Genomic DNA, 10,510 nt, shown 5'->3' with positions numbered 1-10,510 from the left:
CCGCGAGGATCTCCGAGACCGGGCAGTCCCAGGCCGCGCCCGGTCCGGCGGGGCCGTGGAGCGTGAGCCCGCACGCCCGGAAGAACGCCTGCCGGCCGGCCTCCTCTGCGCCGCCCTGCGGCACGAGGGCCAGGAACGTGTCGCCGGCTTCCTGGGCCCGGCGGGCGACCTCGGCGAGAAGCGCCCGCCCGCGGTCTGACAGGAGGCCCCGAAGGCGTCTACGGCCCCACCACCCGCGCCTCCCTCGAAGGAACGCGACCCCCGGACCTGATGGAGCGAGGCCCTTGGCGGGGGCGTGAGCAGGATCCCCGCCCGCCCCTGCCCGGTTCGCGATGTTCAGAGCTGCGCCAGCGCGAAGGCCACCAGGAAGCCCGTGACCGTGGTGAGGCCGGCCAGGAGGTGGGCGTTCTCGAAGGCCTCGGGAATCATCGTGTCCGCGATCATCGCCAGGATCGCTCCGGCGGCCACGGCGGTGATGGCCGCCATGACGGTCTCCGAAGCCCCGCCCAGGACGGTGTAGCCGACCAGCGCGGCCAGCCCCGAGACCAGCGCGATCGCCGCCCACAGGCCCATGACGTAGCCCTTGCTCCGCCCGGCCTGCCGCATGCCCGCCGCGCTCGCCAGCCCCTCGGGAAGGTTGCTGAGGAAGACCGCGACGACAGTGGCCGCCCCGACGCTCCCGCCCCCCAGGAGACCGGTGCCGATCACGACCGATTCGGGAACGCCGTCCAGCAGCGCCCCCAGAGCGATCGCACCGCCCGAGCCCGGCCGGTCCTGCTCGGACGGCTGCTGCGCACCCGACCGCTTGCGATGGCGGGCCCCCCGCCGGGCGAGCGCCACGTTCGCCAGGGAGTACACGCCCGCACCGCCCAGCGCCCCCAGGGCCGTCGGTGCCAGGCCGCCCCGCTCGTACGCCTCGGCCACCAGGTCGTACGAGACCGCGGAGATCAGCACACCGCTGCCGAAGGCCATCACCAGGGCGGTCCACTGGGCCGGCACCCGGAAGAACAGGCCCACCGCCGCACCGAACAGCAACGCGCTTCCGGCGAGAAGACCCCAACCACCCGCAGCCAGCGCTCCCACACCATCCTCCTCGACCCTCTCGCCCGTCCCGCGGCGCTTCCCCGCCGCCCTGGGCCCTTACCCCCGCCGGCCGGTCCGACGCGCACTCCCGACCCCGGTCACCGTCACGTGAGCCCGCGGCGTACAGGAGTGCGCACCGCCCGGCCCCGGCTGCGCCACCGGGTCCCTGCCGTGACAACAGGGTGCGATGCCGGAGAAGGCCGGCTCAGGGGCGTGCGTGCGGGTCCTGCCGATCGAGCGGTGCAACCGGGGTAGTTGGGGGTACTGACGGGGAACGACGGCAACCGGGACAGTTCACGATGGCACGAGAGCGTTCCGCCGTTCCGCCGTTCATGGCGGTTGAGCGGGCACCAGCCCCCGCCGGAAAACGAGGAACGCTGCCTCCACGCCCCGCTCGCCGGTGATGTCCACGCCCTCTCCGAGTACACGCGCGCTGGCGAGGAAGGCGCTGTGCGCCCCGCCGGCCCGCGGCGTCGACACCGTTGGCGAACTGGCGCAGGACCTCGCGCCGCTCGGCGACGAGGTGGTCGCCGCACAGCCACGCCGGCCACACGCGGTCCGGGGGTACGTGGCGGCCGGCCTCCAGTTCGTAGAACTCGGCGTCGATCGACGAGGCGGGCAGCTTCCCGGCGGCCAGGTCGGCGTCGGAGGTGGCGGTCTCGGGCAGCTTCTCCGCGAACGCCGCGGCTTCCTCGACCTTCTGGTGGAAGGTCATGACGGTGCGCAGGTTCCAGGCGGCGGCGTGTTCCAGGAGCGCGGTCTGCAGCAGCGCCAGGCGCCGGCCGCGCCGCGCCTCCTCGGACTTCCCGAGCGCGGGGGAGGGGTCGCGGATCTCCAGCACGTCGATCTCGAACCCGGCGAGGATCTCCCGCTCGATCGCCTTCGACAGCCCGAGCTCCGCAAGCCACGCCCCGTACGTCCCGTCCGGGGCGTCGGCCATGCTCGCGATCTCCGCCTCTTGCCTGTCCGCACCCCTGCGCGGCCGGGGCGCGGCGAGGCAGAGCCGGAAGCCGGCGGGGATCCGCTGGTTGTCGGGGATCGCCGCCCACGGCCGACCGAGGCCACTGGCGGCTCCGTGGGCTCCGGCCCCGATGGCGAAGTCGAACGGGACCATCTGCTGCCCGTACAGCAGCTCCCCGCCCGCCAGGGCGGCCTCCAGTGGCCCGCGTACCTTCCCCCGGCCCCGTCGGGCCCTCCGGGTCCTCGAGGTCCACCAGGGAGGCCTACGTGGCGAACACGACGACCGGCCCGTGCCTCGTCACCGTTTCGGGCCGTGAGCCGGAAAAAGGGGGAACGCCACACCGAGACGCGGCCGGCCGCCTCGCCCCGGTCTTCCGCCATCTCCGGATATCTGTATGTGGTGCCCTCACGGCCCGAGGCGGTGGGTGTGTTCACCCGGTGCGGGGGTAGGCGGTGCACCGGAGTGCATGGAACCCTCCGGCCCGACTGCTCGTGGTACCTCTCCCCGGACCACGAGCTGACGGCCGTGTCCGCCCCTCCCGGCCCCCCTCCGGCGCGGGGCGGACACCTTCCACCCCCGTGCTCCCCGGCCAGCTTGTCCGCCTCCCGGTCGCCGCGGAAGCCGAGTACGAGCCCGCTGCTGTACTGGACCGGTCCGCATCCCGCGCCTGTACCGGCGCATGCGTCTGGCCGCCGTGCGCTCCTACACCGACATGGTCGAGCGCGAGCAGGCCCTGGAGGGCTACCGCGTCTGGCTTACCCAGCACCTCGGCGGAGACCTGTCGAAGGCGACCGACGAGCAGCTCCTGCCGATGACGATGGCGCCCCGCGGCTACACCGTCGAGGAGGCGCTGGCACTGCCGGCGCAGTGGAAGGCGGAGGCCGACCAGCGGGCGGCGGAGGAGGCCGAGCGGCAGGCGGAGTCCGAGCGGCAGGAGGCGGAGCGCAAGGCGCTGGCCGAGGCGCAGGAGGCAGACCGCAAGGCGGTCCGCGCGATCCGGGAGGCGGAGACGGCGGCCCGTGTGAAGATCGCGGAGGCGAAGGCGGCGGCGGCCGGCGCCACGGCGCAGGCCCAGGCGGAGGAAGCGGCGGCCGATGGGCAAGGCCGGGCGGAGGCCGCCCGGGTGCGGGCGGAGCAGGTCCGCGCGCAGGCGGAGCGCCAGGCCGCCGCCGTGGCCGAGGCGGAGGAGTCGGCGGAACTGGCCGCCGCCCGCGCCCGCAAGACGGAGGCCGACCGGATCGCGGCGGAGAACGCCCGCCGGACGGAGGAGGCCCGCCGGGCCGCGGAGCAGGCCGCCACGGAAGCGCAGCGCCTTGCGGCCGAGCGCCAGCGCCTGGAGGCCGCCCGCGCCGCCGACGCCCGCCGCGCCCAGGAAGAGGAGGCGACCGCGGAGCTGTTCGCGGCCGACGCCGCGCAGCGCCGTGCCGCGCGTGCCGAGGCCAAGGCACAGGCCGAGGCCGCGGAGGACTACGCCCGCCTGTCGTCCCGCCAGCGCAACGCCCGCCGCGTCGCCCGGATGCTCCTGGCCGCCCAGCCCGACACCCCGGCCGAGGAGATCCCGCACGACGCGGTCTCGCTGCGGGACATCCAGGACCGGCTCGGCGCCTCCCAGACGATCGCCGGCGAGCTGCGCCACGAGGCCGTCGACCTCCTCCGCAACGGCTACACGCCCACCCCGGCGGAGACCAGCCTCGACCCGGTCACCGCGCAGGACTGACCCCGCACCACACGCCGGAGGGCGGCACCCCGTCAAGGGGTGCTGCCCTCCGGCCGTTCTACAGCCCGGCGGTCAGCGCCGTCCGCCCCACCACCGCCGACGCGCTCCGTCCCCGGCCGCCGCACCCGCCGCGGCCGAGGCCGACGTCGAGGAGGGGGCGGGCGGCTCGGGGTGGACCTGACCCGGCACCACCACCCCGCCACCCGGCGCCTGGTGACCCGGCTCACCGAGCGCCGTCCGCTCCGGCCCGGCGGACAGCGCCCGCAGCGCCGAGCGCAGATCCTCGATGTGCCCGTCCCGCGCGGCGAGCTGGTCGCGCAGGTGCCGCGTCTCGGCGGCCGCCAGGGCGGCCTCGTGCCGCGCCTCGGCCACTTCCAGCGCCCGCGCGTGCCGTTCCCGCTCCAGCTCCGCCCGCAGCCCCGCGACGTCCTACCCGGCCTCCGCCGCGCCCGGAACGGCAGACCCGCTCGCAGCCGCCGGGGCCGCCGGGGCCGCGTCCTCGGGTGGGGCGGGGGCGTTCAGCCGGAAGCCCGCGGCGAGCAGCGCGTCGACCGGGATCAGCCAGCCGCGCTCCTCGTCCTGCACACACCCGGGAAGTTCCCCGGCCTCCCGCCGGCGCCGGATCGTGGACCGGCTCCCCCCGCACGCCGTGGCGGCCTCGCGCTGGGTCAGAAGGGGGCGGTTCATGCTCATGCCCCCATCCTCCCGCCTCCCCGCCCCGCCCCCGGCTCCGACCCTCGGCCCACGCGTGCCGCGCGTATCGCGTGCCGTGCGTGCCGCGCACGCGCGCGAGGCCCCGGGCGCTCTTGCGCGGCTAGCTCCCCGCCCCGGCACCATGCCGCCAGCCCCGGGCTCCGCCGCCCCGGGTGAAGACCGGACACACCCCGGGGTCTTTTTGATCTAGGGATTTCAACCATCACCCACGCAGGTAGGGACAGGTAGGGGCAGAAGCCCCGCCGGCCTTGCCCCCACGGCCCGTACAGGACGGCCCGCCCTACCGTCCACTGCCGACCCGGACACGGTGTTGACCGCGACGACGCTACAACCGGCGGCTTTCAAACAACGAAGGGTGAGTATTCCCCTGGCATGAAGGCCTCACGACTTCCTGCCGCTCGGCGAAGGACGGCTTGCGCGGCTAACCCGCGGCCCCGGCATCATGCCGCCGGACCAGGCGCGCTCCAGCTCCACCGCCCGCCCCCATACAGGACCGCCCGCCTTACCGTCCGCCGCTCGGCGCGGCCCGGCAGCCGACCCCCTAGGCCGAGGGTGAGGACCCCGCGTAACAAACGCCCGCCACCCCCAAATAACTCAATCACTAGGTCGGGAGCGGGAGCCGCGCGACTTGGTCCGCCGCCCGCCACTATCCGGCCGCCCGACCGGCTCCAGCCCGAGACGCTAGCCGCTCGCGTCTGCTCCCCTACCGACCGCACCGCCCGGTGCCACTCGTTCATGCCTGGAAGGACCTCACCAGTGCCCACCCGTCAGACCGCCCGGATCACCGCCGTCGTCATCGTCGTCCTTCTCTCCGTCATCGCCGCCCTCGTCGCAGGAATCGTCACGGCCCACCTTGGCGCCAGCGCCCTCACCGCCGTGACGGCCGGCGGCGCCGCGTTCCTCGGCATCGGCGGCCTCGGCACCGCGATCGCCACGTTCCTCCTCTCCCCGCCGTCCCCCTCGTCGCCGTGCTGACGAACTCCCCTCCCTCCGCTTACCACCACGCTTACCGCCAGCCCTACCAAGCCACCGTCCGCGCCCCTGTGACCTGCAAGGGTCATCACCCGGGTCACTGCTCGGGCCATCCCAGGCCGGACCGCCCTCGCCCACCAGGACCACGTCCGCCCCGCGCCCACCACGCCGTTGACGACCACAGACGGGCGCCTCCCGGTCTCGTGAACAAAGCCACCGGGTTGCGCCACCGGTTGCGTCACCGGTTGCGCCACCCGTTGCGTCACGGGTTGCACCACCGGTTGCGTCACCGGTTGCGGGCCCCCACGGCCGCGCCCCGCGTTCGTGCTGGTCAGGGGGCGTGGGTCACTCGATTCCCGCGCCGACACCTCTCCTGGAGACCAGGAGAGGTGTCCTTCTTCCCCTCCTCGCGGCGGGGCGGAGACCCAGCCGTTGTCGGACGCCCTGTCAGGGCGGGGGAGACTGACCGGGTGAGCACCGCACCGTCGCCCTCTCGGTCCCGGCCCCGACGTTCCCGACCGGCTCCCGACTGACCGGTGGGCCCGCACCGCCGCCGGCCTCGCCGCCGCGGGGGAGTGGACCGCCGCCCCCGACCGCCCCGAGCCCGCCCCGCGCTCGGGCCGCCGCCCGCTCGGGGACGGCCCCGCCGATCCTGGTACCGGCCCGGCCGCGCCCGGGTAGGGTCGGCGCCAGCCTGTGCCGATATGGCGTGAGCGGGCCAGGCCCCCTGCACCACGGAGGTCATCCAGGGAGGCAGTGTCGCCATCGCCGGGCCGCCCGAGCTCCCCTGACGCCCCCCTCGGGCCGGCCCCGGGCCCGGCCCGTGAGGCGAAGGCCCGCCAACCGCCCGGATCACGGCTCAGCGCCGTTTCCCTCCCGCACCGTGGCTACATAGGCGACTCGCAGAAACGGTTGCAGCCGGATTCTGGGAACGGCCACGGCTGGTTGTCGTCGGGGATAGCGGTGACATCCAGGAACCGTGTCCACGGCTCGCAGCAATGCGCGCCGGCCGAACCTGTCGTCCTTGGAGCGGATCAGGACAGCACCCATTGGGGCAGGTGTCCCGGGTCGGCCGGGCAGGTGAAGACGTGCAGGTCTCGGTCACGGCCGAAGCGGAGCCGGGTGGGCTGGGCGACGGACTGACCGCCCCGGATCGAGGCCATCCCCTGCAGGGACGGATCGCGGTCTTCCAGCGGCATCCAGCTGTGTGAGTCGGGGTCCATCTCGTCGCCCCCTGCCGTCAGCAGGAGCCGCATCGGGGCCGTACAGGACGCGCAAGTGATGTCCATCGGGCCCGTGGACGCCCAGCTGGGAAAGCCACCGACGCGCCAGCCGGGCGGGATCGAAAGAGCGCCCTGGTAGTTCGGTGCGTCGCGGCCGCCTTCCGCCGTCTGCGCATCGTCCCAGGCGTCGATGCGGGCTATCAGAGCCGCAGGCAGCGTGTCGTCCTCCGCCCACGGATAGGTGTCCACCTCCTCGGGGTGCACGACACAGGCTTCGGGCAGTTCGTCCTCCCACCGCAGCAGCGGCACTTCGGGCGCGGCGTCGAGGAAGCGGTCCGCTCGCTCCGCCTGCGCGGCGAGCCTCCACTGCAGGAGGTATCGGCGCTCCAGGTACGGGCCGTGGGTGCGCGGGCAGCGGAAGAGCTGCACCAGGTCAGCGCCGCCGGGACCGGCGGCCAGACCGGGGACGTCCCGGCCGAAGAACTGGGCGAGCCCCACGAAAGGGGCCGGCCCGCCCTCCCCGGCCCACGGGCTGCTCCTGGGCCACACGCTCGCGGCCCGGGCGGCGCGGATCTCCTTTGGCGCGTACCCCTCGGTCTCGGGCTCGTGCGGCTCGTGGCAGACCGGCCACGGCTCGTCGCTGGGCCACAACAGCGGCCCGCCGACATGGCTGTCGTGCCGCCCGGGCTGCCCCGGCCGTGGATGCAGGCGGGTCGTCCGCCCTCGGTATGCCGCCAGTTCCGGGAACACAGCCTCCACTGCCACCGGCCTGGCCGGCGTTGTCCTGGTCACAGCCGGAACGTACGCGGCCGGGAGTACGCCACGCGAACGGGTTACCACGACCCCTCCCGCGAGGACACCATCTCCGGCCACATCGGCGCGCTCTGGGCCGACCACAACCACGGCCCTGACACAAGCACGTAGGCGTTCCCGAATCTAGGCAACATCACTTCCCGGAGAAGGAAAGCGTTCCTGCCACTGAACAACAGACGTTCTCGAAACCAACCAACAGAGCCACTCACCCTCGACCCCACCGGCCTCGACCAGGACGTGGTGCTTCTTGCGGAGGCCGCGCGGATCGCCGGGGTCGGCCGCGCGGCCGTCGTGAACTGGCGCCGCCGCCACCCCGACTTCCCCCACCCCGCCGGCGGCACCAGCGTCCACCCCACCTTCGACCGGGCCGCCGTGGTCGCCTGGCTCCTCGCCCACGACAAGATCGCCGTCCCCACCACCGTGCCCACCGCCACGCTCCAGCTGCGTCCCACCGGCGCCGCGCCCCGCCGGTTCCAGCTCTGGAGCCCGTGGGTGGAGCTGAGCGACGACCCCGAAGGGGAGGACCGGCTCACCGCCTGGACGACCGACGCCGACGCCGACACCCTCGCCACCCTCACCGCCGCGGACTGCACCGTCACCCGCCTGACCGCGCCGGGCACCACCCCGCTCGCGGTACCGGGCGGGGTGCGGGTGATCGACCGGTTCCACCCGGGCACGGGCGGCCTGCGGGTCACGCTCACGTGGCCCAGCGGCCTGCGCGGCCACGCAGCCCAGCATCAGGCCGGCGGAGTCGTCCGCCACGCCCTGCCCTACACCGCCCCCACCTCGGCCTGCCGCTGCACACGTAAGGCCTGCGGCGGCATCACCCCCGCCCCCTCCTGCCCCGAGCACGGCACCACAGCGGCGCCCGCCATGGAATGGCACCCCGGCGGCGGCATCCGCTGCGGCCACCTCTCCCGCCCCGCACTCCCGGCGTGACCACCGCCGGCCCCCGAACGGGGCCGCACAGGGGCCCTCCGGCCCGCGGGCGAGGGAAGACGCGGGAGGGGCCTGCGCGGCTGCGCAGGCCCCTCCCGGGCTCAGCCCCCGTCCCGTCCGCCCTCCGGGTGGTTCCGCTTGCGGCGGCGCAGGGCCCAGGCCACAGCGGCAACCACCGCCGCCGTGATCAGGCTGGAGGGAAGCTCCGTCAGCAGCCCCTGCGTGAGCAGATCGAGCGCCGTGGACACGTCGAACATGCCGTTCTCCTGGGTGAGTTCCGTTCGGACTCGTCCAGCTTCCGGCCGCGAATCGGGCCCGGGACGCTGTCCGACGAGCGGCTACAACTCCGGACGCAGGGCTACGTGTTCGGACGCTGTACGGTGACCGTCGGACACTTCTGGACACCATCGGACAGCCCACGGAGCGCACGTGCCCAAGCTGACGGCCCCACCCCTGCCGCCCGGCCCCCGAAAAACCCTCAGCGACGAACTGCACCGCCTGCACCTCCGCGCCGGCTGGCCCTCCGTCCGAGATATGACCCGCGCCATCGGCGGTACCAGCGTCGCCAGCTCAAGCCGCGTCCACGACGTCTTCCGCCAACCCCGGCTTCCGGACTGGGCCCTGCTGGACATCCTCGTCACCGCGCTGGCCGACGGAATTCGCGGCCTGGACTCCTCGGCGGAGTCCCAGCGATTTCACGGCCTGTGGGCAGCGGCTGCCGAAGCATCCACCGCTACGGAGACGCCCGACAGCTCGCCCTCGTCACCAGCGGACCCCGAGAGGCAGGCATCGCCCGTACCTGACGCTGATCGGTCTTCCTCTTCTAGCGTCAGCCCTAAGACCTCCCTAGCCGCAGCTGCTGCCGAAGGGCTTACGAGCGAACAGATCGGCGGACTTTTGGGCACGGAGAGAGTCTTGGGTGCGACATTCCCTCCGATGCGCTCGATGGGCGATTACGGGAAAACGCCCGAACCGGTCGATCAGGAATCATTCAAATTTCACCAAGGGGGATCCGTGGTGGATGATTCGTTCAACCGTAGTGGTCCGGAGATTGCTGCGGAGCTTTCCCGGATGAGGTATGAGGGAATTTCCCGTCAGGAGATGGAGCATACTTTCTACGGCACGATTAAATCGCTTCGGAGATTGGTTGCGATGGAGCGGACGCAGGTGCAGATTGCGCAAAATTCCGCCCGAATTCTGCCGCATTTGGCGGAGGGCAGGATCGCCGTTCTCGATGGTTGGGAAGATTCGATCAGGATGGTGGAAAGGAGATTTGAGGCACTGGAGCGGGAGGGGGATAAAGATATGATGCACAGGCTCCTGACCGTCACTGTTGCGCACTTGGCGAAAAAAATGGGGGAGCTTGAGGAGTGGCCTACGGATCCCCTGCATGGATAGAGCGGGCAAGTCGCCGGCCCCTTACCGCGTGCGCCGCATCCCTATGCAGGGCCCGCCTTGCCTTCCGCGTGCAGCTCATCGAGCTGCGTCACGATGGTGTCCAGGTCGATCAGGCGGGCGGAGTAGGCCTCCAGGAGCAGGCCCACGGCGTGCGAGAGGGACACTTCGTCCTGGGCGGCCCGTTTCTTGCTCGCTTCCCACACCGACCCGGTCACGTTCACCGTGCGCACCACCTTGGCGCCGTCCAGCTTCCGCTCCGAAGGCCTGCCGGTGCCGGCCGCGTAGGTCTTGGGGGAGCGCTCGTGATGGCGCGGGGCGGTGGACATCGGTGATCGCCTCTCGGTCGGGGCCGGCCCCGGGGCGAGGCCGCCCACCACCCTACCGCGACTTATATAAGTTCTTTGTTTTTCGGGCCCCTCTTTCCTCGTCACCCACCACCCCCAGCACCCCCGGCCGGAGGCCCTCGCCCCCGCCGCACCCCCACCCGCCGGCCGCCCCCGCCCACCACCGAAGCGGCCGCCTCCCAGCCCCCGCGCCGCTCCCTCGCCCTCCGCCGGGGAGGCGGCGCGAAGCGCCCCGACCCGGCGAGCGGGCCCCCGGCGAGCGGGCCCCCGGCGAGCGGGCCCCCGGCGAGCGGGCCCCCGGCGAGCGGGCCCCCGGCGAGCGGGCCCCCGGCGAGCGGGCCCCCGG

At 73.5% G+C, this 10,510-nt stretch carries 11 protein-coding genes and 1 pseudogene; 5 read left to right on the top strand and 7 right to left on the bottom strand.

Annotated features, from left to right (window positions below):
* Window positions 1–199, top strand: a 199-nt coding sequence (locus ACFW6A_RS38690; RefSeq protein WP_386646564.1) for a hypothetical protein, incomplete at its 5' end; no start/stop codon positions are given.
* Between the two features lie 137 nt (window positions 200–336).
* Here ACFW6A_RS38690 and ACFW6A_RS38685 read toward each other — a convergent pair.
* Both ACFW6A_RS38685 and ACFW6A_RS38680 read right to left on the bottom strand, forming a co-directional pair.
* A complete protein-coding gene (locus ACFW6A_RS38685; RefSeq protein ID WP_386646562.1) occupies window positions 337–1,083 on the bottom strand; it encodes a ZIP family metal transporter in 747 nt (248 codons plus the stop codon).
* 354 nt (window positions 1,084–1,437) lie between these two features.
* Window positions 1,438–2,336 (bottom strand): annotated as a pseudogene (locus tag ACFW6A_RS38680) (helicase); the annotation flags it as partial.
* Window positions 2,337–2,723: 387 nt separating this feature from the next.
* On the opposite strand from ACFW6A_RS38680, the gene ACFW6A_RS38675 reads away from it, so the two are divergent.
* A complete protein-coding gene (locus ACFW6A_RS38675) occupies window positions 2,724–3,761 on the top strand; it encodes a hypothetical protein (protein WP_386646560.1) in 1,038 nt (345 codons plus the stop codon).
* A 72-nt stretch (window positions 3,762–3,833) separates the two neighbouring features.
* Here ACFW6A_RS38675 and ACFW6A_RS38670 read toward each other — a convergent pair whose 3' ends face one another.
* Both ACFW6A_RS38670 and ACFW6A_RS38665 read right to left on the bottom strand, forming a co-directional pair.
* The gene (locus ACFW6A_RS38670; protein ID WP_386480819.1) at window positions 3,834–4,133 is read right to left on the bottom strand and encodes a hypothetical protein; all 300 of its coding nucleotides are present in this window, start codon (window positions 4,131–4,133) and stop codon (window positions 3,834–3,836) included.
* Window positions 4,134–4,190: 57 nt separating this feature from the next.
* Window positions 4,191–4,454 (bottom strand): helix-turn-helix transcriptional regulator, encoded by a 264-nt coding sequence (locus tag ACFW6A_RS38665; protein ID WP_386480817.1) that lies wholly within the window; start codon window positions 4,452–4,454, stop codon window positions 4,191–4,193.
* A 777-nt stretch (window positions 4,455–5,231) separates the two neighbouring features.
* Here ACFW6A_RS38665 and ACFW6A_RS38660 point away from each other — a divergent pair.
* Complete coding sequence (locus ACFW6A_RS38660) at window positions 5,232–5,450, top strand: hypothetical protein (protein WP_386480814.1); 219 nt, start codon at window positions 5,232–5,234, stop codon at window positions 5,448–5,450.
* 1,031 nt (window positions 5,451–6,481) lie between these two features.
* On the opposite strand, the gene ACFW6A_RS38655 is transcribed toward ACFW6A_RS38660, so the two are convergent.
* On the bottom strand, window positions 6,482–7,462 hold the full coding sequence (locus tag ACFW6A_RS38655) for a hypothetical protein (protein WP_386646558.1): 981 nt from the start codon (window positions 7,460–7,462) through the stop codon (window positions 6,482–6,484).
* A 258-nt stretch (window positions 7,463–7,720) separates the two neighbouring features.
* On the opposite strand from ACFW6A_RS38655, the gene ACFW6A_RS38650 reads away from it, so the two are divergent.
* Window positions 7,721–8,422 (top strand): hypothetical protein, encoded by a 702-nt coding sequence (locus ACFW6A_RS38650; RefSeq protein WP_386646556.1) that lies wholly within the window; start codon window positions 7,721–7,723, stop codon window positions 8,420–8,422.
* 101 nt (window positions 8,423–8,523) lie between these two features.
* Here ACFW6A_RS38650 and ACFW6A_RS38645 read toward each other — a convergent pair whose 3' ends face one another.
* A complete protein-coding gene (locus ACFW6A_RS38645; protein WP_386480806.1) occupies window positions 8,524–8,679 on the bottom strand; it encodes a hypothetical protein in 156 nt (51 codons plus the stop codon).
* A gap of 172 nt (window positions 8,680–8,851) precedes the next feature.
* On the opposite strand from ACFW6A_RS38645, the gene ACFW6A_RS38640 reads away from it, so the two are divergent.
* Window positions 8,852–9,820, top strand: coding sequence for a hypothetical protein (locus ACFW6A_RS38640; protein WP_386480803.1), 969 nt, complete (start codon window positions 8,852–8,854; stop codon window positions 9,818–9,820).
* Between the two features lie 41 nt (window positions 9,821–9,861).
* Here ACFW6A_RS38640 and ACFW6A_RS38635 read toward each other — a convergent pair whose 3' ends face one another.
* Entirely contained in the window at window positions 9,862–10,146 is a 285-nt protein-coding gene (locus ACFW6A_RS38635) for a hypothetical protein (protein ID WP_386480800.1), read from the bottom strand.
* Window positions 10,147–10,510: the final 364 nt, after the last annotated feature.

Origin of the sequence: Streptomyces sp. NPDC058758, from assembly GCF_042746075.1 — a bacterium.
GTDB lineage: Bacteria > Actinomycetota > Actinomycetes > Streptomycetales > Streptomycetaceae > Streptomyces.
The sequence above is the reverse complement of the archived record's forward strand: the minus strand, read 5'-3'. Positions and strand labels throughout refer to the sequence as shown.

Coding starts and splice junctions, on each gene's coding strand:
- ACFW6A_RS38675 (WP_386646560.1), top strand. CDS start 2,724: ATGCGTCTGGCCGCCGTGCGCTCCTACACCGACATGGTCGAGCGCGAG.
- ACFW6A_RS38665 (WP_386480817.1), bottom strand. CDS start 4,454: ATGAGCATGAACCGCCCCCTTCTGACCCAGCGCGAGGCCGCCACGGCG.
- ACFW6A_RS38645 (WP_386480806.1), bottom strand. CDS start 8,679: ATGTTCGACGTGTCCACGGCGCTCGATCTGCTCACGCAGGGGCTGCTG.
- ACFW6A_RS38635 (WP_386480800.1), bottom strand. CDS start 10,146: ATGTCCACCGCCCCGCGCCATCACGAGCGCTCCCCCAAGACCTACGCG.